The organism is Mycobacterium colombiense CECT 3035 (genome assembly GCF_002105755.1).
In the GTDB taxonomy this organism is placed as follows: domain Bacteria; phylum Actinomycetota; class Actinomycetes; order Mycobacteriales; family Mycobacteriaceae; genus Mycobacterium; species Mycobacterium colombiense.
In genome coordinates this window covers 4,978,995-5,002,377 of sequence record NZ_CP020821.1, presented here as the reverse complement: position 1 = coordinate 5,002,377, position 23,383 = coordinate 4,978,995, and the positions used below count along the sequence as shown (strand labels likewise).

Below are 23,383 nucleotides of genomic sequence, written 5' to 3'. Positions count from 1 at the left end.
CATCGTCGTCGGCGCTCACCCCGTCACCACCACGGTGCCGCGCATCATCGGGTGGATCGAGCAGACGTAGTCGAAAGTCCCTGCGGTGGGGAAGGTATGGGTGAAGGTGGCCCCGGTTCCCATCCCCGGTGAATGAAACGAACCGTCGCTGGCGGCCACCGTATGGGGTTCCTCGTCGCGGTTGGTCCACGTGACGGTGGTCCCCGCGGGCACGGTCAGTGTCACCGGCGCGAACGCGAAGCCGTCGATGGTGACCTGGTCGCCGCGCACCGGAGCCGCCGGCGCGGTGATCGACGTTCCGGTGCTGGGCGCGGCGGTGGTCGCAACCGGCCGGGACTGGGAGCAACCGGCCAACAGCAGCACGCCTGCGGCCGCCATGGCCGCCGAACGCCTTCGATGCATGCGGATATCCATGCCCAGAGATAGGGCGGTGGGTTACACGGCTCAGGCCGGCCGCTCGGTGTGCGGCGGGGCGAATACCTCGATGACCCCGTTGACCTCACGAACCATCAACGCGGGCAAAGGCTTCGGCGCGATCGGCAACTGGTGGGTGAGCACTTGCCCGCTGGGCGAGAACGACGTGGTGTGGCAGGGGCAGCGCAGCGTGTCGTCGGGCGCGTCGAACCACAGCTTGCAGCCCTGATGGGTGCACACCCCGGAGATCGCCTGGACCTGGCCGCCGACCCGGCGGACGAATCCGGTCACCGAGCCGAGGTCGAAGGCGCGCGTGGCACCGTCGGGCACCTCCGAGCCGGCCGCGACGCGCTGCCAGCTCCCCTCGCTGGGGGTGAGCTGCCCGGCGGCGACCTCGGGGGTGCGGCCCTCGCCCGTTTGCCCCGCGATCAGCGCGCGATCGACGGACACCGCGGCGACCGCGGCGGTGGCGGCCGCCGACGTGCCGACGATGACCTGGCGGCGCGTGCTGCCGCGCACCTGCGGCGGTTGGGTTGGCGCGCCGGACATCTGCTCGGCGATACGCCGGCGCAGGTCGGTGACGAATTCCTGGCGCGGGGAGTCACCGTCCTCGCGGGCGGCGCGCAGCTCGATCGCCGTGCGCAGTTGCGCGGCCTCGAAGTCGTTGGGCGCAAACGGCCTGGGCCGCCGGCCCCGCAACAGATCGTCGACGTAACGTCGCAGCCCTCGCGCGTTCATGGCCGGCCCCCATCGTTGACCTGTGCGGCCAGCCGCAGGGCGCGGTGCTGCAGCACTTTGGCATTGGCCACGCTGATCCCGAGTTCCGCGGCTGACTCCTTGATCGAATTGCCCTGCAGGAAGCGCGATTCCAGAATCTGGCGGTACCGGTCCGGCAGGTTGTCCAGAACCCGGGCAACGCGCTGCGGCGCGGTGCTGATCGCGTCCTGGCTCTCGGCTGGTTGTTCGATGTCCTCGATCGAGGTTATCTCCCGGCCCAGCGTCTCGCGCCAGTGCGCGGCCAGCACCGTCCTGGCCGTCGCCCGCAGGTAGGCCCGGACCTCGGCGACGGTCGCGGTCAGCCGCAGCGGCCGCAGCGCGGCGAGGAACACCTCGGCCGTGAGGTCTTCGGCGTCGGTTTGGTTGCCGACGCGCGCGAACAACGTGCGGTACACCCAGGTCACGTTGTCGGAGTACACGGCCTCCCAGTTCGGGTAGCCGCCGTCGTCGTCGGGCACCGCGCGCAGGGGTCGCGGGCCGACGGGTTCGTTTGCCGCCACATGCCTCCTTCACCCGATGAATATCGACTCGGGTTACACGGGTCAGGGCACCGCGAGTGCGGCTTCGGCGGCCATCAGCCGGTCGAGCTTGGTGGCGGTGGCGGTGAAGACGGACTTGGCGATGCCCAGAATCCGTTCCCGCACCCGCGGCTTCGCCGACGCGGACGGGAGCAGGTGGCCGATCAGATGGCCGAACAGGTCCAGGCGGGCCGCGGACAGCCAGGACATCAACTCCGGGTCGTCGAACCAGCGCAGCTGATTGCTGTAGTCGGCCAGCGCCAGCCGCATCCAGTCGACGTCGGTGTCCGGATGCGGCAGGGGCACGCACAGCTCGTTGCGGGCGGCGTCGTCCCGGTAGGCAGCTTCGACGTGGGCGATCAGCGCGGCGCTGAAGATCTGCTGGCACCCGCGCACGCTCTGCAGGGTGATCCGCCCGGGATCGAAAATTGCTGTGGCTGGCCGCTTTTCGGCGCCGTCCGCGGTGCAGTCGATGAACAGCTCGCCACCGCGGAGCGCGACGGTGCCGCCGTCCAGGACCATCCTGCCCGGCTCGATGGCCAGCAGGTGGCCCATCCGCAGCACGTCGGTGATGCGCCGCAACTGCTCGAGTTCGAGCCGGGTGACCGTCGCGCAGCGGTACATGGTGGGCCGGACCGCGCGGTCGATCCGCAACAGCACGCCGGCCTCCTCGAGACGCGCGAACAGATCCGGCACCGAGTCCGCTTCGTTGATCGCACGCAGCTGCGCGGTGAAGCTCGCCTTGAGCTTGTCGGCGAACAACGCCCCGGGCTGCATCGTCTCGCGGTCCAGCAGCCAGGAGTCGCGGGGCATGATCCAGGTCAGCCGGTCCGGCTCGACACCGTGACTCAGCAGCCACAGGCAGGTGTCGATGCCGGTCTTGCCGGCCCCGGCGATCACGTAACGCTGGTGTGCGGTGCGCCGGGGCAGGTCGTTGGGCGGAACGCAGTCGACGCCGGCGGCGATGGCGTACGGCGGGCGCCGCATGGCCGGGACGGTGACCCGCATGTAGGTGGCGTCGATGACGCGCCGCGTCACGCGGACGGAGTGGTCGACGCCGGCCAGCGTGCGAAACCGGCCGTCACCGAGGTATTCGCTCATGGGGAAGTAATCGACCCGGCCGGTCGGCAACCACTCCCGGTGCATGATGTGGTCGTAGTACGCGCAGATCTCGCCGGCGGTCGCCAGCTCGTAAAGGCCACGGTTCCAACCGACTTGGTCGACGGTGTCGCCGCCCAGCCGTGCCGAGTTGACACCATAGAACGCCGAGGGCTGATGCAGCCGCACGAACGGATAGGCCATGGTCCAGTGCCCGCCGGGCGCGTGGTAGCGATCCACCACGACCACGCGGGCCTCCGTCTCGGAGACCAGCGTGTCGACGAACGCCATGCCCATGGCGCCCGCCCCGACCACCAGGTAGTCGGCCTCGATGGTGTGCATCAGCTGTCAGGCTAGCCCGCTCCCGCCTTGCCAAGGGTCGAACCGGGTTACTAGGATATGCAAGTATCCGCTTACGCCCGTCAACCACACTCGAGGGCCCCATGACCACACAGATTCCCCACTTCATCGATGGGCAGCGCACCGCCGGCCAGTCCGCCCGCAGCGCTGACGTCTTCGACCCCAGCACCGGGGCTGTTCAGGCGACGGTGCCGATGGCCGGCCAGGCCGACATCGATGCCGCGGTGGCATCCGCCGTCGAGGCCCAAAAGGGTTGGGCCGCAACAAATCCACAACGGCGCGCGCGGGTGATGATGCGCTTCATCGAGCTGGTCAACAAGCACATCGACGAACTCGCCGAGCTGCTGTCCCGCGAGCACGGCAAGACGCTGCCCGACGCCAAGGGCGACATCCAGCGCGGCATCGAGGTCATCGAGTTCTGCATCGGCATCCCCCACCTGCTCAAGGGTGAGTACAGCGAGGGCGCCGGACCGGGCATCGACGTCTATTCGCTGCGCCAGCCGCTGGGTGTGGTCGCCGGCATCACCCCGTTCAACTTCCCGGCGATGATCCCGCTGTGGAAGGCCGGCCCGGCGCTGGCCTGCGGCAACGCGTTCGTGCTCAAGCCCAGCGAGCGTGACCCGTCGGTCCCGGTGCGGCTGGCCGAACTGTTCGTAGAGGCGGGCCTGCCGCCCGGCGTGTTCCAGGTCGTGCACGGCGACAAGGAGGCCGTCGACACGATCCTGAACCACCCCGACATCCAGGCGGTCGGGTTCGTCGGCAGCTCTGACATCGCCCAGTACATCTACGCCGGGGCCGCGGCCACCGGCAAGCGCTCGCAGTGCTTCGGCGGCGCCAAGAACCACATGATCGTGATGCCCGACGCCGACCTGGACCAGGCCGTCGACGCGCTGATCGGCGCCGGATACGGCAGCGCCGGCGAGCGCTGCATGGCGATCAGCGTGGCAGTCCCGGTCGGCGACAAGACGGCCGACCGGCTGCGCGCCCGGCTCATCGAGCGGATCAACAACCTGCGCGTCGGCCACAGCCTGGACCCCAAGGCCGACTACGGCCCGCTGGTGACCGAGGCCGCCGTGGCGCGGGTGCGCGACTACATCGCCCAGGGCGTCGACGCGGGAGCCGAGTTGGTCATCGACGGCCGCGAACGTTCCAGTGACGACCTGACTTTCGGCGACGCCAACCTCGAGGGCGGCTTCTTCATCGGCCCCACCCTGTTCGACCACGTCACCCCGGACATGTCGATCTACACCGACGAGATCTTCGGGCCCGTGTTGTGCATCGTGCGCGCGCATGATTATGAGGAGGCCCTGCGGCTGCCGTCGGAGCACGAATACGGTAACGGCGTGGCGATTTTCACCCGCGACGGCGACGCGGCCCGCGACTTCGTCTCCCGCGTGCAGGTCGGCATGGTCGGCGTCAACGTGCCGATCCCGGTGCCGGTGGCCTACCACACCTTCGGCGGCTGGAAGCGTTCCGGGTTCGGCGATCTCAACCAGCACGGCCCCTCGTCGATCATCTTCTACACCAAGACCAAGACCGTGACGTCCCGCTGGCCGTCCGGCATCAAGGATGGCGCCGAATTCGTCATTCCCACAATGGATTAGGGCTGACTGCTTCATGGCTTCATTTACCCTCAACGACGACGAACGGGTGATCACCGAGACGGCCGCCGCGTTCGCCGCCAAGCGTCTGGCCCCCTTCGCCCTGGAATGGGATGCGGCCAAACATTTCCCGGTCGACGTGCTGCGCGAATCCGCCGAGCTCGGCATGGCGGCGATCTACTGTCGCGAGGACGTCGGCGGGAGCGGACTGCGCCGGCTCGACGGTGTCCGCATCTTCGAGCAGCTGGCCATCGCCGACCCCACCACCGCCGCGTTCCTGTCGATTCACAACATGTGCGCGTGGATGATCGACACCTTCGGCACCGCCGAGCAGCGCAAGGACTGGGTCCCGCGGCTGGCGTCGATGGACGTCATCGCCAGTTACTGCCTCACCGAACCGGGCGCGGGGTCCGACGCCAGTGCGCTGAGCACCCGCGCGGTCAAGCAGGGCGGCGACTATGTGCTGGACGGCGTCAAGCAGTTCATCTCCGGCGCGGGCGCCTCGGACGTCTACGTGGTGATGGCCCGCACCGGTAACGAGGGGCCGCGCGGCATCTCGGCCTTCGTGGTCGAAAAGGGCGCTCCCGGATTGAGTTTCGGTGCCCTCGAGGAGAAGATGGGCTGGCACGCCCAACCCACCGCGCAGGTGATCCTGGAAGGGGTGCGGGTGCCGGCCGACGCGATGCTGGGCGGCGCCGAGGGTGAGGGCGCCGGATTCGGCATCGCGATGAACGGGCTCAACGGCGGTCGGCTCAACATCGCCGCGTGCTCGCTCGGCGGCGCCCAGGCCGCCTCGGACAAGGCCGGGGCCTACGTTCGCGATCGGCAGGCGTTCGGGTCGTCCCTGCTCGACGAGCCGACCATCCGCTTCACCCTGGCCGACATGGCCACCGGCCTCGAAACATCGCGAATGATGTTGTGGCGGGCGGCCAATGCGCTGGACACCGACGATCCCGACAAGGTCGAGCTGTGTGCGATGGCCAAGCGCTACGTCACCGACACCTGCTTCGAGGTCGCCGACAAAGCCCTGCAGCTGCACGGTGGCTACGGCTACCTGCGCGAGTATGGTCTGGAAAAGATCGTCCGCGACCTGCGGGTGCACCGGATCCTGGAAGGCACCAACGAAATCATGCGGGTGGTCATCGGTCGGGCCGAAGCCGCGCGGGTCCGCACAACCGCATAAACAACCGCGTAAACAACCGCATAGAAAGGGCTCCAGATGACCGAGCACCTGACGGTGGCCTTCCTGGGCCTGGGCCACATGGGTGGGCCCATGGCGACCAATCTTGTTGCGGCCAAACATGCGGTGCGCGGATTCGATCCCGTGTCCGCGGCGCTGTCCGCCGCGGCCGAGGCCGGCGTCACCGGATTCGACAGCGCCACCGCCGCGGTGGCCGGGTCGGACGTGGTGATCACCATGCTGCCCAACGGGGAACTGGTCAAGCGCTGCTACGCGGAGATCCTGCCCGCCGCGCGGCCCGGCGCCCTGTTCATCGACAGCTCCACCATCTCGGTCAACGATGCCCGCGAGGTGCACGCGCTGGCCGAGTCGAGCGGCGTCGCGCAGCTGGACGCCCCCGTCTCGGGCGGGGTGAAGGGCGCCGTCGCCGGGACGCTTGCGTTCATGGTGGGTGGCGACGAGGACGCCGTGCGGCGAGCGCGGCCGGTGCTGGAACCCATGGCGGGCAAGATCATTCACTGCGGCGCGGCCGGGGCCGGGCAGGCCGCCAAGGTGTGCAACAACATGGTGCTTGCGGTGCAGCAGATCGCGATCGGCGAGGCGTTCATCCTGGCCGAGAAGCTCGGATTGTCCGCCCAGTCCCTGTTCGACGTCATCACCGGCGCCACCGGCAACTGCTGGGCGGTGCACACCAATTGCCCTGTGCCGGGCCCGGTCCCGACCTCCCCGGCGAACAACGACTTCAAACCGGGGTTTGCCACCGCGCTGATGAACAAGGACCTCGGCCTGGCGATGGATGCGGTGTCCTCCAGTGGTGCCGCGGCGCCGCTGGGCACACACGCCGCCGAGATCTACGCGGCATTCGCCGCCGAGCATGCGGACAAGGACTTCAGCGCCGTCATCGAGATGCTGCGCAGCAGCTAACGGCCTTTCCCTCGGCGGTTTTCGGCGAGCGCGCCGCGGACGAATGTGGCAAGTGCGCGCGCGGTGAGATTCGCCTTCAGCGAGCCGTCGGCCGCCCGTTGTAGCGCCAGTCCGTGTGACAGCGCAATCTGGGCCACGCCGAATTCATATGGGGTCAAACTCGATTCGATGCCGAGGCGCTCGAAGTGGGCGCCGATGAGATCGCCCAGACGGCGCCGGTAAGACTCGTAGATCTCGCCGAATTCGTTCGCCTTGGCACCCCCGCGCATCGTGTAGAGCTGAAACTCGGTGGTCAGGAGGCACCAGCTGCTGTCCTCGCCGAGGACGCGGTAGCGGCGTTCGATCGCCGGCGCGAGGTCGGCGGCGGACTTGATGCGATCGAGCGCGCGGCCCAGCGTGTCGACCTCCGCGTCGAGGTGATGGCGGATCAGCTCGAGGAACAGGTCGTCCTTCGACTCGAAGTTCGAGTAGAAGGCGCCCCGGGAGAACCCGGCCTCCTCTGCGATGACGTCGATTGGCGCCGCTTCGAACCCCACCCGGCAGAACACCCTGCCTGCGGCCTCGACGAGACGCTGCCGGGTTTGTTCGCGTTGCTCAGCCCGGGTCAAGCGAGCCACCAGCGCCTCCCGATTGCAGGTCGTACAGACCTGCATTACGATACATGAATGTATCCAGATTTGCCTGTGCATTCAGCCGCGCAGTGGATCGACGAGAACGAAACCCTGACGATTCGGCGGGGTCACCGCATCGCGTTTCGGCGGCGCGGAACCGGCCCGACGGTGCTGCTGCTGCACGGTTTCCCCACCTGGTCCTACGACTACGCCGCCCTGGCCGGCGACCTCGCTCGGGACCACCACGTCATCACGATGGATTTTCTGGGCTACGGCGCGTCGGACAAGCCCAACCCGTACGAGTACTCCGTTGCCGAATCCGCCGACACCGTGGAAGATCTCGCGGCGCACCTGCGCGTGGATCCGGTCAGCTTGGTGGTCCACGACTACGGCGGAATCGTGGGCCAGGAACTCGCCGACCGGGCCAATCGGGGACGGCTCGGTTTCACCATCGACAGGCTCGTCGTCTTGAACTCAGGAATCGTCTACAGCGCGTACCGCCCGACACGGCTGCAGAAATTATTGCTGCTACCGGTCGTCGGAAAATTGCTGGCCGGCCGTGTCGACGCCGCGAGGGCGCGATCCGGACTCGAAGGCGTTCGCGGATCGCGGTTCACCGACACCGAATTCGAGGACTTGTGGCTGGGCATGTCGCGAGACAACGGTCACAAGCTCGCGCACTTGCTGATCAAATACAACGCCGAGCGGGCCATCCATCACCGTCGGTGGGAAGCGGCCCTCGCCCACTGGGACGGCCCTCTGCACCTCGTGTGGGGGCTTGACGACCCGGTGTCGGGCCGCCATGTCCTCGAACAGGCCGTCAAGGTCCTGCCGCACGCGACGGTGACCGAGCTTCCCGGTGTCGGTCACTATCCCCAATCCGAGGCCGCGCCCTCCGTCGCCGCCGCGGTGCGCGATTAGAAGTCGCCCGCGTTGCGGCGCAACGTTTCGATGGACGACACCAGCGCCGCGGACTCGGCGGCGTCCATGCCGATGTCGGCGAACACCTGCTTGTTGAGCGTGACGGTGGCGTCCTCGACCGTGGAGCGGCCCAGCTCGGTGATCTGCACCAGCGTGGTGCGCCCGTCGGTGGGATGCGGCACCCGCTGCACCAGCCCGTCGGCCTCCAGCCGGCGGATCGCGTGGGTCACGCTGGTGACGTGGACCTGCAATCGGTCGGAGGCCTTGGTGATCGGCAGCGCACCGGTCCGGCTGAAGGCCAGCAGGCGCAACAATTCGTATCGCGAGAAGCTCAGGTCGTAGGGGCGCAACGCCGTCTCGACGCGTGCCAGCAGTATCTGGTGCGCGCGCATCACCGAGGTCACCGCCACCATGCCCGGTGCGACGTCACCCCACCCCGCGCGCTCCCAATTGGCGCGCGCCGCCGCGATCGGATCACGCTTCTCCGGTTGTGCTTGCGCCACGCCCCTTTCTTACCGCACCTGGCGCCCGAGCGGGTCCTTTCCCAACGCCGACAGCACGGCCGTCGTCGACGCGCGGCCGCCCACGGTGATCCGCGCGCCGCCGTCCGCGTAGTACCGCACCCGCGGCCCGCTGTCGCCGAAAACCTCACGCCACGGCCGGCACTGCCCACCCCGCGAAGGCAGATACGTGAAATTTGCGTGGGCATCGGTCGTGTAGATCCCCATCGCGCTCAGGCGCATCCGGAGATAGCGGCGTTCGGCGGTGATCAGCCGGATCCGGCGCAGCAGTTCGTCTTCCGCGTAGTAGGACGCCGCGACGGCAAGCAGACTGGTGATGGCGATGCCGAACGGCAGCTGCTGGGACCACAGCAGCGCGGCCAGCTCGCGGGAGGCCACCCCGTACCCGATCCGCAGCCCCGCCAGGCCATAGGCTTTGGAAAAGGTCCGCACCACCACCACATTGGGAAATCGCGCGACCAATGCCGCCACGTCGAAACGGTGCTCGGCTGCGGCGAACTCGATATAGGCCTCGTCGAGCAGCACGACGGTGTCGCGCGGCACCCGGCGAAGAAACCGGACGACGGCCCTGGTGGGCTCCAGCGTGCCGGTCGGGTTGTGCGGCCGGCACAGCACCACCACGCGCGCCTGCGCGGCCGCATCGGCCAGCGCGTCGAGGTCGTTGTGGCCGCGTTCGTCCAGCGGAACGAGCGACGGATTCAGCCGCGCCATCTGCGCCACGATCGGATACCCGTCGAACGTCGGCGAGGCCATCGCCATCGTGTCCCCCGGCGCGGTCAGCGCCTGCAGCGCTTGCAGCACCACCCCGGTCGCCCCGGCGCCCAGCACCACCCGTTCGGCGGGCATGCCGATGTGCGCCGCGATCACATGGCGCAACCGCTCCGGCAGGAACTCCGGATACCGATTCGCCGCGCACACCGACCGGACCAACGCCGAACGCACCGCCGGCAGCGGAGGAAAGGGATTCTCGTTGAGCGACAAGGCGAATGGATCCACCGCGTCGGGCAACGCGGCGCAGATATCGCCGGCCATCAGCCCCGGGGCGGGTTGCATCAGCCCCGCCCACCCCAGCGCACCGCGGCGGCGCCCGCGAAGTCACCGGCGTGCGCGAAGGCCGCCATCATGACCACCTGCCCGGCCCCGAGACGGCCGTCGGATATCGCGCGGTCCAGGTTGATCGGGATCCCGGCGCCGAACAGGTTGCCGCACTCATCGAAAGTGTCGAGGTGCCTCGACTTCGGCAGCTCCAGCGCGTCTCGCCAATTGCGCAGAAAGGCCCGGTTCGGCTGGTTGGTGACCAACAGGTCGATGTCCTTGGCGGCCAGCCCGATTCGGTCGCACACCGCCAGCGCCACCTCGGGAACCTGCCGGTTGCCGCGGGCCAGCACCTTGGTGATCTTGCTTTCGGTGAACCCGATGCTGCCCTCGCCGGCACCGGCCTGCCACCACTTGCGCGGCGGGTCGTAGGAAAGCGTCATCTCCCCGGCGTACTCGCCGTAGGTGCGGCACTCGACATCGAGGATGGATGACTGGTCGCCCACCGCCACCAGGCCCACCGCGGCCCCGTCGCCGGGCACCGCCGACTGCGCCTTGCGGCGGATCGTCGGTTGATCGAAGAACTGGCCGGCCGCATTCTGGGCGATGGCGATGATCGCGGTGCGTCCCTCACCGGCCGCCAGTAGTTTACGGGCCACGTTGAGCGCCAACACGAATGCGGCGCAACCGCCGTTGTTCAGGTCGAGCACCCAGGACGGCCGCATGCCCAGCCGATGTGCGATGCCACCACCTTGGCCGTAGAACGCCATGTCGGGCACCTGAGTGTGGGTGATCAGCACGTCGGCGCCCTCGACCACGTCATGGCCGTGCCGCTCGATCAGCCCCTGGGCCGCGCGTTCGATCATGTCGATGGAACTCTCGTCCGCCGCGACGTGATGGCGAAACTTCGGTGCGCGAAACATCACGTTGTCACGCAGGTCATCCGACTCGGCGAATTGCGCGTAGTAGTCGGCGGGGATCGGCTCACCGGGCAGATACGTGGCGACGTCGATCAGGCTGACGCGCGGGTTATCCATGGCGCGCTCACCTCATCCATGCCGGCGTCACCGGGAGCCCGTTGCGGTGCCGGTACTCGGCGATCGCCTTCAGGTTGCGCATCTCCAGCAGGTGGCCGGCGCCGAACATGTCCCAGAAGTCGCCGACCCATACCGGTCGCTGGGCGGGCGCGGTCTCCGGATACGGGTTGTGGTCATAGAACGGGTGGTGGCAATTCGTCCACAGCACAACCGAACCCGGCCTGTCGAGGACGGTCTGGGCGTCGATGACGCGCATCAGGTAGATCATCCACAGGTGCTTGCCCTGATCCCAGGCGCAGTGGTAATCCACCGTCCGCGCCTGCGCGTTGGCGACGGTGCGGGTGTAGATCTCGGTTTCGGAGCCGAGTCGGTCGTGGGCCAGCCACAACCCGGGTTCATCCGTGGGGGTGAAGCCGCGCAGGCTGTAGGTCCACTCCTCCAGGCTGCGGGTGTCGGCCATGTACTCGAACAAGTCGTCGGGCGGACAGTCGACGTAATCGTTGACGGTGCAGTACTGTCCGAAGACCTGATCGTGCGGGTACACCGAGCGCATCATGTCCATGATGATCGGCGTGGCCTTCTCCCTGGGGCTGGTTTCGATGCGGGTGACCCCGTCGATGAGGTCTCCGATGTCCTCAAGCGCTGGCAGCGACATTGTTCTGAATCTCCTTGTCGAATGAAACTTGGTTCACGGCGCCGCCTTTCGATGCCAATGCGGCGAGAAAGGGGGCGAACGGCGGGATCTCGTCGGCGGCGCACTCGACGCTGATCACCGCCGGCCCGTCGATGCCCAGGGCGGCGTTCATCGCCGCGCCGAGCCCGTCGGCGTCGCTGACGTCCACCGACGTCAGGCTCGGGAACATCGCCGCCAAACCGGCGCCGAGCCGGCTGGGACGAAAACGGTTGTAGCTGTAGATGTCGTCGTAGAACAGCTGCTCGCGGGTGACACACATGGCGTGCGCGTTGTTGTTGAACAGTACGAACGTCATCGGTAGCCGGTATTGCAGCGCGGTGTGCACCTCCATGCCGTGCATGAAGAACGCGCCGTCGCCGGCGATCACCACGGTGCGGCCGCCGGGCCGGCCACTGTTGGCGCGCCCGAACGACATTCCGATCCCGGCGCCGAAGCTGTAGCCCATGCCGCCCATACCGAGCGCCACGACGAACCTGCCGCCGCGGCGCGCCGGGAGATAGTGGATCGCCGCGGCGCCGGTGTTGCCGGCGTCCACCACGATGTCGGCGCCGTCGGGCAGGACACCGTCCAGCACCGCCATCGCGTCGCGGTACCGCAGGCCCGGGCCTGCGCAGGGCGGCGGCGTCATCTCGGTGGGCGGCAGCGTACCCGGCACCCGCACCTTGGTGGGCCGCGCCGGACCGCACAGTGCCTGGGTCAGCAGGCGCAGCGAGCCGCGCAGGTCGTCGGCGTGCACGTGCGGGCATGGAACATACGGCGGCGCCGACCCGAGCGAGATCGTCGGCACCGCCGCCAGCGCGTCGTCCAGCCCGGCGCGCGCGGTGACCGACAGGCGCGTGCCCACGACCAGGCACACGGCGCTGCCGGCCACCGCTTCAGCCACACCCGGGTGACCCATGACGCCGGTCACCCCGAGCGCGGACGACGATCCGAGGCCGGGAGTGCCCGCGACGTCTTTGGCGTCGGGCACGGTGGCCACCCGCGCCCGCAACACCGCGCGCAGGGCTTCGAGCTCGACGCGGGCGTCGTCGCGGGCGACCTGCTCGCCGACGATGATGGTCACCGGGCCGCTGGCGTCGCGCAGCATTTCGGCGATCGCGTCCGGGTTGCCGATGGGACGCAGGCCCTCGACCGGCCTCCCGTTCTGGCCGCATTCCAGAATCGCCTGCTGAATGTCCTTGGGCAGCAACAACACCGCCGGGCCGCCGGTGTGCGCCGCGGCGACGGCCCGGGGCAGCACCGACACGATGTCCGCCGGCCTGCGCAGCCGCTCGCAGAACACCGATACCGCCGAGAACAGCGCCTCGGCGTTCAGCGATCCGTTCGCGCCGCTGGTGTCCTGGAAGCTGCCCTGGCCGTCCATCGCGCTGGCGGGCTGGCCGACCAGCGCCAGCACCGGCACCCGGCTCGCAAGCGACTCGCCCAGACCGGCGACGAGGTTCAGCGATCCACCGCCCGAGGTCGCGGCGACCACACCCAGGCCGGCCCCGCTGCGGCTGTACCCGTCGGCCATGGTGGCCGCGGAGAACTCGTGCTTGGCCAGCACCGCGTTGATGTCGGGGTGAAAGTGCGCGGCGTCGTAAACGTCCTCGATGTTGGCGCCGTCCACTCCGAAGACGTGATCGACTCCGATTGCCGCTAGGTGTCCGACGATATGGTCGACCACCCGGTACCTGCCGGGCATGCCTGAAGAAACGAGGGAGCGGCCCGGTCGGTTCATCGCGGGTGTGAACCGTTCACCGCTCGTCCTCGTGGTGCCTAGATGACCATCGAACTGCGCGACGTGGTGCGCGAGTACACGGTCGGCGGTCAATCGGTGCGGGCGCTCGACGAGGTCAGCCTGGGGCTGGGTGACGGGCAGTTCGTGTCGGTCGTCGGGCCCTCCGGGGCGGGCAAGAGCACGCTGCTGCACCTGCTCGGCGCCCTGGATTCCCCCGATTCAGGGTCGATAGCGTTCGACGGCGAAGAGATCGGCCGGCTGAGCGACGCTGAACTGTCGCGGTTCCGTCATCAGCGGGTGGGTTTCATCTTTCAGTTCTTCAATCTGTTGCCGACGCTGTCGGCGTGGGAGAACGTGGCGATCCCGAAATTGCTCGACGGTGTCCGGCTGGGCAGGGCCAAACCGGACGCGCTCGCGCTGCTGGATCGGGTCGGGCTCGGCAACCGGAGCCAGCATCGGCCCGCGGAACTGTCCGGCGGCCAGATGCAGCGGGTCGCGGTGGCGCGCGCCCTGATGATGAACCCGCCGCTGATCCTGGCCGACGAGCCCACCGGCAACCTCGATTCCACCACCGGAGCATCCGTTTTGGCGCTGCTTGCCGAGGTAGCGCACGAGGACGGTCGGGGCCGGCTGGTGGTGATGGTGACTCACAACTCCGACGCGGCCGCGGCCACCGACCGGGTGATCACGCTGCAGGACGGCCGGGTCGGTTCGGACGTCATGGCGGTCGCCGGGTGAAACCCGGGCCGGCGATCACCGCCACGGCGAGCAGGCTGCGGGTGTTCAGCCTGCGTGAGCTCGCCACGCATCGCCGCCGCACGTTCGCGTCGATCGCGGTAATGGCCGTCTCGGCAACGTATTTGGTTGCGGTGTTCGGAATCTTCGGGTCGATCACCGGGTCGGTCAGCCGGCTGGCCGACGGGATCGCTGGCGTCGCCGCGCTCGAGGTGTCCGGCATCACCGACGCCGGATTTCCCGACTCGATCCTGGCCGAGGTGGCCGCGGTCCCGGGCGTCGCCACCGCGGCGCCGATGATCCGGACGTCGGCGTCCACGCCGTCGGGGCCGGTGCTGCTGCTGGGCGCGGATGCTAGCACCGCCGCGCTCGGCGGTGCCCTCAAGGAGGCGCTGCACCAGGGGGGCGTCCAGCCCGGGCAGGCCGTTCCCTCCGGAGTTCAGGTCGGACCGCGCGTCGGCTACGCCAAAGGCCAGGCATTCCAACTGGGTTCGGCATCGGTCACGGTCACCGACGTGCTCGCGGGTAAACAGTACGCGGACCTCAACGGCGGGCACTACGTGCTGGCGCCACTTGCGTTGGCGCAGAACGCCACCGGTCGCGCGGGCCAACTCGACTCGATCCTGATCGCCACGAAGCCCGGCGCCGACCTCGGCGCGGTGCGCGCGGCGGTCAGCGGCGCGGTGCACGGCCGGGCGATCGTCGCGGCCCCCAGCTTCCGCGCCGCCCGGGCCGGCGACGGTGTGCGGCTGATGAACTACATGGCCCTGCTGGGCGCCGCGGTCGCGTTGGTGGTCGGCGCGTTTTTGATCTACACCACGATGACGATGGCGATCACCCAGCGGCGGCCGGTCGTCTCGATGCTGCGCGCGATCGGTGGCCGGCGCGTCACCATCGTCGGCGACATGCTCGCCGAGGCCGCGATCCTCGGGCTGATCGGCGGGGCCATCGGGTCCGGCGTGGGAATTGTGGCCGGGCACATCGCGATTGGCCGGTTGCCGCCGGCGGTGACGCAGGGGCTGGAAGCCCGCGTGCAGTATTGGCTGCCCGGTTACGCCGTACCGCTGGCGCTGGCGGTGACGGCGCTCACCAGCGTGGCGGCGTCGGCGATGGCGGCACGGCAGGTCTACAAGGTGTCACCGGTCGAGGCGCTGGCCCCGGTGGGGGCCTCGGCGGCCGACGCGGTGCCCCGCTGGCTGCGCATCGCCTGCGGGGTCGGTGCGGTCGCGGTGTTGGCGGCGTCGGCGTCGATCGTGACCGGGCAGCGCGGCAGCTACGCGGTGGTCGCGATGGCCGCCCTGCTGGGCGCCGAGATCGCCCTGGGGTTCGCGTGCACCGTGCCCATCGTCGAGGCCGCGGCGGCGACGGCGCGTGTGTTCGGATCGTTCGGGGGGCTCGCGGCGGCCACGATCCGGCGTGCGCCGCGACGGGTGTGGGCGACGGTGATGACCGTGCTCATCGGGGTGCTCACCACCGTCGTGATCACCGGTACGAACGCCGACATGATCCGATCGGCGCGCGACATCCTGTCGCCGGTCGCCGACGCCGACGTCTGGGTGAGCGCGGACGCTCCCGACAGTTACCCGACCGACGTTCTGCCACAAGGCCTTTCCGAGAAGGTCCGCGCCCTGCCCGGCGTGGCACGAGTGACCGAGGGCGCGTTCGGGTTCGCCGTCGTCGGGGGTACCCGCGTCCTGCTCGACGGGTTTTCCGCCGGCAGCCACGATGCGCTGTTCCGGGCGCTCGACGAGCGGGTGCGCGCCGAGGCGCTCGCCGGCCGCGGCGTGGTGCTCACGCAGAATCTGGGCGCGATTCTGCACGTCCGCGCCGGCGACCGACTGCGGCTGCAGACGCCGCACGGCCCGCGGGACGCGACGGTGCTGGCCCTGGTGCCGTTCTTCTCGACCGTCATCGGCACGGTCGGGATCGACCTCGAGGACCTGCGGGCGTGGTTCGACCGCCCCGCGGCGACGACACTGCAGATCGCCGCGGCGCCCGGGGTGAACCGGCAGCGCCTGCTGAGCACCGTTCGCGACGCGGTGCCGGCGCCCAACCACGTGTACGACGGTCCCGCGGCGCTGGCGGGGCTGGAAGCTCCGCTGCGCCAGAGCATGTTCATCGCCAACGCGGTGTGGGTGATCGTCGTGGCGGTAGCCGGCGTCGCACTGCTCAACACGCTGACGCTGTCGGTGATCGAACGCCGGCGCGAGATCGGTGTGCTGCGCGCAATGGGAGCCAGCCGGCGCTTCGCGTTGCGGATGGTCCTGGCCGAGGCGGCCGGAATCGGTGTCGTCGGTGGCGTTTTGGGGCTCGCGCTGGGGCTGGTGGACCAGTGGCTGTTCAGCCGCATCAGCGGGGACGTGATGAACTTCGAGGTCGGCTTTCGGCTGAGTCCGCTGGCGCTCGCCTTCACGCTCGGCGCGCTGGCGATCAGCCTGCTCGGCTCGGTGCCACCGGCGCGGCGGGCGGCGCATCTCAACATCGTCGAGGCGGTCAGCGTCGAGTGAGCACGGCGAAGCCCTGCAGATGGGGCTTGCACGGGAAGGGCACCGGCGTTCGGGGAATGCTGCGCAGCGCGCTGGTATCGAATCCCGCCCCGGCGATCGCGTCGAGGGTCCGCCGGTTCGGCTCGCATCCCCCGGCCAGCCACGACCACGGCCTGGCGACGAGGTCCTGACACCGGCCCGTCGCTCCTTCCCCCCGCACGTGCTCGAGGACGACGAGCCTGCCCCCGGGCGTCAGCACCCGCCGGATCTCGCCCAGGGTGACGGCCACGTCATCGACCGAGCACAACACCAGCCCGATGTGCACGGAGTCGAAACGGTTGTCCGGGAAGGGAATCGACTCACCCGTGCCCTCGACGATGTCGACCGCGATGCCGTGGCGGAAGGCGCGCCGCGCGGCCATCCGCCGGAAGGACGGGTCGGGTTCCACGGCGGCGACCGACGTCACCGCGGCAGGCAGAAACATCAGGTCGGTGCCGGGCCCGAGGCCGAGCATCAACAGCCGGCCCGTCGCGTTGCTCAGCGCGGCCCGTCGATACCGGTGGTAGAACAACCGGTCGAAAATCGGCTGCCCGTATCGATAGACGTAGGGAAACGCGAAGTTCCGGATGATCATCGGCCGCCCAAATCCATTCGGAACGGCGGGTATTCGTCGCGCATCAACGACACGTAGGCCGCCACCCGGTACCGCCAGCGCACCATGCCCATGAGCAGATCGAAGATGCCCCGCGGGATCGTGCCGGTGCACAACAACGCGAGCGCGGCGATGACACACAGCACCTGCAGCAGCGCCTCCATCGACCAGCACAGCAGCACCTGGGGGATCGCCAGCAACCACTTCACCAGCACCGCCCAGTTTTTCAGCCGCTCCGGGTACTCGACCGCCAGATCACCGGGGTAGTCGGGCCGCGACGCGAGGGTGAACGGCGGGTATTTGTCGGTGCTGTTCATCGGGAACCGGTAGTTCATCACCCGCCATGACCAGCGCAGCACCCCCACGTTGAAGTCGAAGAGCGGCCTCGGATACCGCCCGGTGCACAGGATGGCCACGCCGGCGGCGACGGTCGAGAACGGATACGCCAGGTAGAGCGCGATCAGGATCGGGTAGTGCGGCAGCGCCAGCACGCACCACTTCACCAGCCAGAGCCAGCGGGAGGGCGCGTCGAAATCTCCTCGTACGGTGACGAAGTCGGCCCGGTCGTTCACGGGCTCGACGGGATCTTCGCCACTAGCCCCAGGTCCCGGCTGATCTGGTCCGACATCCGTCGGTGGCTCGTGACGCGCAGAAACGTCGTCAGCGCGCGGGCCTGCACCCGGTCCGAGATCAGTGCGGCCGGCCTCAGCACGCGTTCGCCGTGCGACACCGGCAGCGACGCCACCCACGACACGGCCCGGACCTTGCGTCGCCGCGTCCGTTCGTACCAGCGCAGCGCGCGCGAAACGTCGGCGCCGTTCCCCCCGCCACGCATTTCCGCCAGCGCCTTGCACAGCACCATCGTGTCGAGCAGAGCCTGGTTGGTCCCCTGCGCCAGGGTGGGCGGCATCGTGTGCGCGGCATCCCCGAGCAACGTGACCGGGCCGTCGCCGGCGGGCGGAATCGGATGCCGGAAATGCGGGAACGGCGAGGGGGCCAGATCGTCATCGGTCAACGCCGCGAGCACCCGATCGGCCGAGTCGGACCACCCCGAGAAGTGGGTGCGGATCAACTCGATCGGACGCTGCGGCCTGACGAATTCGTACGACCACGGCAGGTCGAACCACCACTGCACGTCGGTGCCGCCGGCCGGCCACAGGCCGAGGTTTCCCCGCGCACCGATGATCATCAGCGCGGCATCGGAGTCCGCGATCTCCGGAACGGTGGCCAGCCCCTGCCAGCTGCACCAGCCGGTGGGCCGCGCGCCTTGCGCGCCAACACATTCCCGCACCACCGAGTGCAGCCCGTCGGCGCCGATCAGCACGTCGCCCTCGGCGATGGTGCCGTCGCCGAAGTCGACCCGGACACCGTTGCCGTTGCGGGCCAACGCAATCACCCGGGAGTCGCACCTGATGCGGTCGGCGGGGAACCCTTCGAGCAGCCGGTCCAGCAGGACGCGGCGCGGAACCATCCGGACGGCCGCGCCCAGCCGCCGCGCCATCGTGGTCACGTCGAGGGTGCCGAGCCTGCGGCCCGTGGACGTCACGGCGCGGACGCTGGCCAGCGGCCTGCCGGCACCGTCCATGTCCACGCCCAGCTGGCTCAGGACCGTCTCGCCGTTGGACCAGATGGTCACCGCGCCGCCGGCCGCCCGCACGTCGGGACGCCGCTCGAACACGGTGACGTCGTGTCCGTCGCGCAGCAATCCGCGGGCAACGGAGATGCCGGCCACGCCGGCGCCCACGACGAGCACCCGAAGCGGACGCGCGTAGCCGGACACGCTGGCTCCGATCCCTACAGCGAGCGTTGCAGCAGCACCTGGCCGCTATCGGCGGCCACCACCTGCACGGCGGCGATCTGATCGATCGGCGTCGAGATCGCGCCCGCGGGCGTCGCGGTGTGGCCGGGCACGGCCACCCACGTCGCCAGCCGGGTCTGGCTGCCGTCACGCCCCACCACGACCATCGCGAGCGTGTCGTGGTGCGCGGTCAACGGGGCCAGGCACACGCAGCGCAGGTTGATCGACGTCCCCCAGTGCTGGCTGCTGACGGCGACCGTCGACGTCAGCAGGCTGGTGCCCACCTGAGCCATCGGCTCCGACGCAGTCACCTGCTGGGACGGAGTCGACGACCACCCCTCGAGACCGACGAACACCCCGATCGCCAGCACCGCGGCCGCTGCCGTCGACGCCACCCAGGTCACCACCCGGGTGCGGCGCCGCCGCCAGCGAACGGTCGCCAGCAGGGACGGCAGCAACTTTTCAGACATCTCCGGCGCCGGGCCGGACTGGTCGATCGCGGCCACTTCGTCACCGTCGAGTTGGGACAGCAGGGCCGGCACGCCACTGAGGTCGGCGACGGCCGAGCGGCAGGCCGGGCAGTGCGCCATGTGCGTCTCGAATTCGCGGCGTTGCGCGGCCGGCAAGGAGCCCAGCACGTATGCGGCATCCCACATCGCGTAGCGGTCTTCGGGAGGGCCGAGATCGGCCACCGGCGTCCTCATTTCATCCATTCTTCTCACCCCTCAAGCAATCGGAGGCCCTCATCGGGTAACCCCAAGTTCCTGCAGAGTGAGTCGCAACGCCCGCACGGCATAGTGTAGTCGCGACTTCACCGTTCCCTCGGCGATGCCGAGGTCTGCAGCAGTCTGTGTGGTGGTCCAACCGCGGTAGTAGGACCGTTCGATCACCGCCCGGTGTTCGGCGGACAACTGGGCCATCGCATCCGCGATCAGCAACCGGTCCAGCGCCGCGTTGACCTCATCCGGCGTGGACTGCTCGGGTGCCCCCGTGACGTCGGTCGAGCCGACGACGTTGCGGAACCGCGCGCTGCGCCGGTCGTCGATGATCATGTTGCGGGCCACGGTGAACAACCACGCCCGCGCCGAGCGCTCGGTGTCGCCGACGACCTCGGGGTGTTGCCACGCCCGCAGCAACGTCTCCTGCACCACATCCTCGGACTGGCTCGCGTCCCCCGTCAGCCGCAACGCGTAACGCCACAACACCGCGGCGTGTTCGTCGTACAGCGCCTTCATCAGAGCGGCCTCCGCAGCGCCGGACGCCCTTCCAGTGCCAGCAACCCGAGCCACTCGATCACCTCCGCCTACTGAAACGAGGCGAGTGGGCGTTTAGTTCAAGGCTAGCCCTGCTACGAGGGCAAAGTCAGGATGCGCGGACCGGCGTCGGTGACCGCGACGGTGTGCTCCCAGTGCGCCGCGCGCGACCCGTCGGTGGTGGTGACCGTCCACTGGTCGTCGAGCACGACGGTCTTGCCGGTTCCCAGCGTCAGCATGGGCTCGATGGCCAGCACCGACCCGGCGGCCAGCAGGGGCCCGCGCCCGGGCGAGCCCTCGTTGGGCAGGAACGGGTCCATGTGCATCTGCCGGCCGATGCCGTGGCCGCCGTAGCCCTCGACGATCCCGAAGGCCCGCGAGTAGCGGGCCGCGGCGTCGCGCGTGCCCATCTCGATGGCGTGCGAGACGTCGGTCAGCCGGTTCCCCGGCACCATCGCCGCGATCCCGGCCTCCAGCGATTCCCTGGTCGCCTGCGACAGCGCTTCGTCGGCCGCGTCCAGCGTCCCGATCCCGAACGTGACCGCGGCGTCGCCGTGCCAGCCGTCCAGCACCGCGCCGCAGTCGATCGACACCAGGTCACCGGGCGCCAGAATCTCGGCGGCCGACGGGATCCCGTGCACCACCCGCTCGTTGACCGACGCGCAGATCGACGCCGGGTAACCGTGGTAGCCCAGGAACGACGGCACCGCGCCGGCGTCGCGGATCACCGATTCGGCGATTTCGTCCAGGCTCAGCGTCGACACCCCCGACACCGCGGCCGCGCGGACCGCCCGCAATGCGGCCGCGACCACCGCGCCCGCCGCGGCCATGGCGTCGAGTTCGCCGGCACTGCGCTGCGGCACCACCTTGCGGCTCCGCAGCCGCGCCAGCGGGTTCATCCCTACTTGCCCAGCGCCCGCAGCGCGCGGGCGAAGACTTCGTCCAGGGTGCCGATGGCGTCAACCGTCTTGAGCTCGTGGCTGTAGTAGTCCAGCAGGGGCGCAGTCTCGTCGCGGTAGACCTTCATCCGGTTCAGGATGACCTCTTCGGTGTCGTCGGCGCGGCCGCGGCCCTTGAGGCGCTGCAGCAACTCGTCCTCGGAGACCCGGAATTCCAGCACCGCGTCGATGTCGGTGCCCCGGCGTCCCAGCATCTCGTGCAGCGCCTTGGCCTGCTCGATCGAGCGCGGGTAGCCGTCCAGGATGAAGCCGTTGGCGGCGTCGGGGTCGTTCAGCCGGTCGTCGACGAGCTGGTTGGTCAGCTCCGAGGGCACCAGGTCGCCGGCGTCCAGGTAGCGCTTGGCCTCCAGGCCGAGCTTGGTCCCGTTCTCGATGTTGCTACGGAACAGCTCACCGGTGGAGATTTGCGGGATCCCCAGCTTTTCCGAGAGCTTCTGGGCCTGCGTTCCCTTGCCCGCCCCCGGCGGTCCCAGCAAAACGACTCTCACTTGAGGAACCCTTCATAGTTGCGCTGCATGAGCTGACTCTCGATCTGCTTGACCGTATCCAAGCCCACGCCGATCATGATCAACACCGCGGTACCGCCGAACGGCAGATTCTGAACCGCTCCGCTGTTGCCGATCTGCAAGAACAAGTTGGGCAGCACCGAGATTGCGCCGAGGTAGATCGAACCCGGCAGGGTGATCCGGCTCAGCACGAAACGCAGGTAGTCCGCGGTCGGCTTGCCCGGCCGGATGCCGGGAATGAAGCCGCCGAACTTCTTCATCTCGTCGGCACGCTCGTCGGGATTGAACGTGATCGAGACGTAGAAGTACGTGAAGAAGATGATGAGGCCGAAGTAGATGGCGATGTAGACGGGGTCGCTCGGGTCGGACAGGTAGGTGCCGACGAACTTGTCCCACCAGCTGTTGCCCACCCCGCCGGCGCCGCTGCGGATCAGCTGGGTGATCAGGTGCGGGATGTAGATCAGCGAGGACGCGAAGATCACCGGGATAACGCCGGCCTGGTTGACCTTCAGCGGCAGGTACGTCGAGGTTCCGCCGTACATGCGGCGCCCGACCATGCGCTTGGCGTACTGGACCGGGATCCGGCGCTGGCCCTGCTCGACGAAGACCACGCCGACGATGATGACCAGCGCGGCGATCAGGACCGCGGCGAAGATCATCCCGCCGCGGCTGTCCAGGATCGTCTTGCCCTCGGCGGGGATGCGCGCCGCGATGCCGACGAAGATCAGCAGGGACATGCCGTTGCCGATGCCGCGCTCGGTGATCAGCTCACCCATCCACATCACCAGCGCGGCGCCGCTGGTCATCACCAGCACGATGACGACCAGCGTGAAGATGCTCTGGTCGGCGATGATGTCCAGCGAGCAGCCCTGCAGCAGCCCGCCGTTGGCCGCCAGGGCCACGATGCTGGTGGCCTGCAGGATGGCCAGGGCGATGGCCAGATAACGCGTGTACTGCGTCATCTTGGCCTGGCCGGACTGGCCTTCCTTACGCAGTTCCTCGAACCGCGGGATGACCACCGTGAGCAGCTGCACGATGATGCTCGCGGTGATGTACGGCATCACCCCCACCGCGAACACGGTGAGCTTGAGCAGCGCACCACCCGAGAACAGGTTGATCAGCGAGTAGATCTGTCCGGCCGCGCCGCCGCTGGCCTCTTTGATGCACTGCTGGACGTTCGGGTAGTTGACGCCAGGCGACGGTAGCGCGGCGCCGACCCGGTACAAGACGACGATGCCAAGCGTGAAGAGGATCTTCCGTCTCAGGTCGACTGTCCGCAGCGATGAGATGAAAGCGGAAAGCAACTCTTCCTCCTGCGCAGCCGGGGGTTTCCTGCATCACGCGCCCAACACCCGCAGGCCAGGACGTACGGCCGACTTCTCTATAGCGCGTCAAACCGTGTACGAGACTAACAGCTGGTCCGGGCAGGTCCGGTCAGGGCCTTTCCTGCGGGCCCTCGCGGCGCCGTTCACCGGGCGTTTGCGCCGCCGCCGCAACGCGCCCCGGAAAACACAGCAAGCCGTAAGCCGCGAGGCGTAGAGTTCCCCTGAATCGTTGCATTTGCTAAGTAACTTGGGAGCAGC

The 23,383-nt window shown here is 68.9% G+C and carries 24 protein-coding genes; 6 read left to right on the top strand and 18 right to left on the bottom strand.

Going from position 1 to position 23,383, the window contains the following annotated elements:
• Positions 1-15: 15 nt before the first annotated feature.
• The 4 genes from B9D87_RS23635 to B9D87_RS23620 are packed head-to-tail and all read right to left on the bottom strand — an operon-like array spanning position 16 to position 3,149.
• The gene (locus tag B9D87_RS23635; protein ID WP_040630978.1) at positions 16-414 is read right to left on the bottom strand and encodes a cupredoxin domain-containing protein; all 399 of its coding nucleotides are present in this window, start codon (positions 412-414) and stop codon (positions 16-18) included.
• A gap of 30 nt (positions 415-444) precedes the next feature.
• Positions 445-1,152, bottom strand: a complete 708-nt coding sequence (locus tag B9D87_RS23630) for a Rieske (2Fe-2S) protein (RefSeq protein WP_007773495.1) — start codon at positions 1,150-1,152, stop codon at positions 445-447.
• The gene (locus B9D87_RS23625; protein WP_007773496.1) at positions 1,149-1,691 is read right to left on the bottom strand and encodes an RNA polymerase sigma factor; all 543 of its coding nucleotides are present in this window, start codon (positions 1,689-1,691) and stop codon (positions 1,149-1,151) included. The genes B9D87_RS23630 and B9D87_RS23625 overlap by 4 nt, the downstream gene beginning before the upstream one ends.
• A 42-nt stretch (positions 1,692-1,733) precedes the next feature.
• Positions 1,734-3,149: a hypothetical protein gene (locus B9D87_RS23620; protein WP_007773497.1), complete on the bottom strand. Its 1,416-nt coding sequence runs from the start codon at positions 3,147-3,149 to the stop codon at positions 1,734-1,736.
• A 101-nt stretch (positions 3,150-3,250) separates the two neighbouring features.
• Here B9D87_RS23620 and B9D87_RS23615 point away from each other — a divergent pair, with 101 nt between their 5' ends.
• Genes B9D87_RS23615 through mmsB form a run of 3 tightly spaced genes read left to right on the top strand, consistent with a single transcriptional unit; the run spans position 3,251 to position 6,872 of the window.
• A complete protein-coding gene (locus B9D87_RS23615; RefSeq protein ID WP_007773498.1) occupies positions 3,251-4,771 on the top strand; it encodes a CoA-acylating methylmalonate-semialdehyde dehydrogenase in 1,521 nt (506 codons plus the stop codon).
• A 13-nt stretch (positions 4,772-4,784) separates the two neighbouring features.
• Positions 4,785-5,951 carry an acyl-CoA dehydrogenase family protein gene (locus tag B9D87_RS23610; protein ID WP_007773499.1) on the top strand — a complete coding sequence of 389 codons (1,167 nt, stop codon included), beginning with the start codon at positions 4,785-4,787 and terminating at the stop codon, positions 5,949-5,951.
• A gap of 36 nt (positions 5,952-5,987) precedes the next feature.
• Positions 5,988-6,872, top strand: coding sequence for a 3-hydroxyisobutyrate dehydrogenase (gene mmsB / locus B9D87_RS23605; protein WP_007773500.1), 885 nt, complete (start codon positions 5,988-5,990; stop codon positions 6,870-6,872).
• Here mmsB and B9D87_RS23600 read toward each other — a convergent pair.
• A complete protein-coding gene (locus B9D87_RS23600) occupies positions 6,869-7,561 on the bottom strand; it encodes a TetR/AcrR family transcriptional regulator (protein ID WP_080598608.1) in 693 nt (230 codons plus the stop codon). The genes mmsB and B9D87_RS23600 overlap by 4 nt on opposite strands.
• Here B9D87_RS23600 and B9D87_RS23595 point away from each other — a divergent pair.
• Positions 7,556-8,404, top strand: coding sequence for an alpha/beta fold hydrolase (locus tag B9D87_RS23595; protein ID WP_007773503.1), 849 nt, complete (start codon positions 7,556-7,558; stop codon positions 8,402-8,404). The two genes, B9D87_RS23600 and B9D87_RS23595, sit on opposite strands and share 6 nt — an antisense overlap.
• On the opposite strand, the gene B9D87_RS23590 is transcribed toward B9D87_RS23595, so the two are convergent.
• Genes B9D87_RS23590 through B9D87_RS23570 form a run of 5 tightly spaced genes read right to left on the bottom strand, consistent with a single transcriptional unit; the run spans position 8,401 to position 13,375 of the window.
• A complete protein-coding gene (locus B9D87_RS23590) occupies positions 8,401-8,907 on the bottom strand; it encodes a MarR family transcriptional regulator (protein ID WP_007773505.1) in 507 nt (168 codons plus the stop codon). The two genes, B9D87_RS23595 and B9D87_RS23590, sit on opposite strands and share 4 nt — an antisense overlap.
• 9 nt (positions 8,908-8,916) lie before the next feature.
• Positions 8,917-9,978 carry a pyridoxal phosphate-dependent aminotransferase gene (locus tag B9D87_RS23585; protein WP_040630980.1) on the bottom strand — a complete coding sequence of 354 codons (1,062 nt, stop codon included), beginning with the start codon at positions 9,976-9,978 and terminating at the stop codon, positions 8,917-8,919.
• Positions 9,978-10,997 (bottom strand): 3-oxoacyl-ACP synthase III family protein, encoded by a 1,020-nt coding sequence (locus B9D87_RS23580; protein WP_007773509.1) that lies wholly within the window; start codon positions 10,995-10,997, stop codon positions 9,978-9,980. The genes B9D87_RS23585 and B9D87_RS23580 overlap by 1 nt, the downstream gene beginning before the upstream one ends.
• A 7-nt stretch (positions 10,998-11,004) precedes the next feature.
• On the bottom strand, positions 11,005-11,652 hold the full coding sequence (locus B9D87_RS23575) for a hypothetical protein (RefSeq protein ID WP_007773510.1): 648 nt from the start codon (positions 11,650-11,652) through the stop codon (positions 11,005-11,007).
• Positions 11,633-13,375 (bottom strand): thiamine pyrophosphate-binding protein, encoded by a 1,743-nt coding sequence (locus B9D87_RS23570; protein ID WP_085977844.1) that lies wholly within the window; start codon positions 13,373-13,375, stop codon positions 11,633-11,635. Before B9D87_RS23570 ends, B9D87_RS23575 begins: the two co-directional genes overlap by 20 nt.
• Before the next feature lie 78 nt (positions 13,376-13,453).
• Between B9D87_RS23570 and B9D87_RS23565 the strand changes: the two genes are divergently transcribed.
• Together B9D87_RS23565 and B9D87_RS23560 are read left to right on the top strand one after the other, a co-directional pair.
• A complete protein-coding gene (locus B9D87_RS23565) occupies positions 13,454-14,149 on the top strand; it encodes an ABC transporter ATP-binding protein (RefSeq protein ID WP_007773512.1) in 696 nt (231 codons plus the stop codon).
• Positions 14,146-16,653, top strand: coding sequence for an FtsX-like permease family protein (locus B9D87_RS23560; protein WP_007773514.1), 2,508 nt, complete (start codon positions 14,146-14,148; stop codon positions 16,651-16,653). Before B9D87_RS23565 ends, B9D87_RS23560 begins: the two co-directional genes overlap by 4 nt.
• On the opposite strand, the gene B9D87_RS23555 is transcribed toward B9D87_RS23560, so the two are convergent.
• The 8 genes from B9D87_RS23555 to secY all read right to left on the bottom strand — a co-directional run bounded on the left by B9D87_RS23555 (position 16,640) and on the right by secY (position 23,104).
• The gene (locus B9D87_RS23555; protein WP_007773516.1) at positions 16,640-17,266 is read right to left on the bottom strand and encodes a class I SAM-dependent methyltransferase; all 627 of its coding nucleotides are present in this window, start codon (positions 17,264-17,266) and stop codon (positions 16,640-16,642) included. The genes B9D87_RS23560 and B9D87_RS23555 overlap by 14 nt on opposite strands.
• On the bottom strand, positions 17,263-17,856 hold the full coding sequence (locus B9D87_RS23550) for a DUF4389 domain-containing protein (RefSeq protein ID WP_007773517.1): 594 nt from the start codon (positions 17,854-17,856) through the stop codon (positions 17,263-17,265). Before B9D87_RS23550 ends, B9D87_RS23555 begins: the two co-directional genes overlap by 4 nt.
• Entirely contained in the window at positions 17,853-19,064 is a 1,212-nt protein-coding gene (locus B9D87_RS23545) for an FAD-dependent oxidoreductase (protein ID WP_007773518.1), read from the bottom strand. Before B9D87_RS23545 ends, B9D87_RS23550 begins: the two co-directional genes overlap by 4 nt.
• Positions 19,065-19,078: 14 nt before the next feature.
• Entirely contained in the window at positions 19,079-19,795 is a 717-nt protein-coding gene (locus B9D87_RS23540; RefSeq protein ID WP_040630986.1) for an anti-sigma factor family protein, read from the bottom strand.
• A 30-nt stretch (positions 19,796-19,825) separates the two neighbouring features.
• Positions 19,826-20,317 carry a sigma-70 family RNA polymerase sigma factor gene (locus B9D87_RS23535; protein WP_007773520.1) on the bottom strand — a complete coding sequence of 164 codons (492 nt, stop codon included), beginning with the start codon at positions 20,315-20,317 and terminating at the stop codon, positions 19,826-19,828.
• 113 nt (positions 20,318-20,430) lie between these two features.
• Positions 20,431-21,234: a type I methionyl aminopeptidase gene (map, locus tag B9D87_RS23530; RefSeq protein WP_007773525.1), complete on the bottom strand. Its 804-nt coding sequence runs from the start codon at positions 21,232-21,234 to the stop codon at positions 20,431-20,433.
• A gap of 2 nt (positions 21,235-21,236) precedes the next feature.
• Entirely contained in the window at positions 21,237-21,782 is a 546-nt protein-coding gene (locus B9D87_RS23525) for an adenylate kinase (protein ID WP_007773526.1), read from the bottom strand.
• Positions 21,779-23,104 carry a preprotein translocase subunit SecY gene (gene secY / locus B9D87_RS23520; protein ID WP_007773527.1) on the bottom strand — a complete coding sequence of 442 codons (1,326 nt, stop codon included), beginning with the start codon at positions 23,102-23,104 and terminating at the stop codon, positions 21,779-21,781. The genes B9D87_RS23525 and secY overlap by 4 nt, the downstream gene beginning before the upstream one ends.
• Positions 23,105-23,383: the final 279 nt, after the last annotated feature.

Bases quoted from the DNA above. Each gene is read 5' to 3' on its own strand.
- B9D87_RS23610 (WP_007773499.1), top strand. From the start codon at position 4,785: ATGGCTTCATTTACCCTCAACGACGACGAACGGGTGATCACCGAGACG.
- B9D87_RS23615 (WP_007773498.1), top strand. From the start codon at position 3,251: ATGACCACACAGATTCCCCACTTCATCGATGGGCAGCGCACCGCCGGC.
- map (WP_007773525.1), bottom strand. From the start codon at position 21,234: ATGAACCCGCTGGCGCGGCTGCGGAGCCGCAAGGTGGTGCCGCAGCGC.
- B9D87_RS23585 (WP_040630980.1), bottom strand. From the start codon at position 9,978: ATGCAACCCGCCCCGGGGCTGATGGCCGGCGATATCTGCGCCGCGTTG.
- B9D87_RS23540 (WP_040630986.1), bottom strand. From the start codon at position 19,795: ATGGATGAAATGAGGACGCCGGTGGCCGATCTCGGCCCTCCCGAAGAC.
- B9D87_RS23535 (WP_007773520.1), bottom strand. From the start codon at position 20,317: ATGAAGGCGCTGTACGACGAACACGCCGCGGTGTTGTGGCGTTACGCG.
- B9D87_RS23570 (WP_085977844.1), bottom strand. From the start codon at position 13,375: ATGCCCGGCAGGTACCGGGTGGTCGACCATATCGTCGGACACCTAGCG.
- B9D87_RS23580 (WP_007773509.1), bottom strand. From the start codon at position 10,997: ATGGATAACCCGCGCGTCAGCCTGATCGACGTCGCCACGTATCTGCCC.
- B9D87_RS23600 (WP_080598608.1), bottom strand. From the start codon at position 7,561: ATGCACAGGCAAATCTGGATACATTCATGTATCGTAATGCAGGTCTGT.
- B9D87_RS23555 (WP_007773516.1), bottom strand. From the start codon at position 17,266: ATGATCATCCGGAACTTCGCGTTTCCCTACGTCTATCGATACGGGCAG.
- B9D87_RS23575 (WP_007773510.1), bottom strand. From the start codon at position 11,652: ATGTCGCTGCCAGCGCTTGAGGACATCGGAGACCTCATCGACGGGGTC.
- B9D87_RS23630 (WP_007773495.1), bottom strand. From the start codon at position 1,152: ATGAACGCGCGAGGGCTGCGACGTTACGTCGACGATCTGTTGCGGGGC.
- B9D87_RS23635 (WP_040630978.1), bottom strand. From the start codon at position 414: ATGGATATCCGCATGCATCGAAGGCGTTCGGCGGCCATGGCGGCCGCA.
- mmsB (WP_007773500.1), top strand. From the start codon at position 5,988: ATGACCGAGCACCTGACGGTGGCCTTCCTGGGCCTGGGCCACATGGGT.
- B9D87_RS23620 (WP_007773497.1), bottom strand. From the start codon at position 3,149: ATGCACACCATCGAGGCCGACTACCTGGTGGTCGGGGCGGGCGCCATG.
- B9D87_RS23565 (WP_007773512.1), top strand. From the start codon at position 13,454: ATGACCATCGAACTGCGCGACGTGGTGCGCGAGTACACGGTCGGCGGT.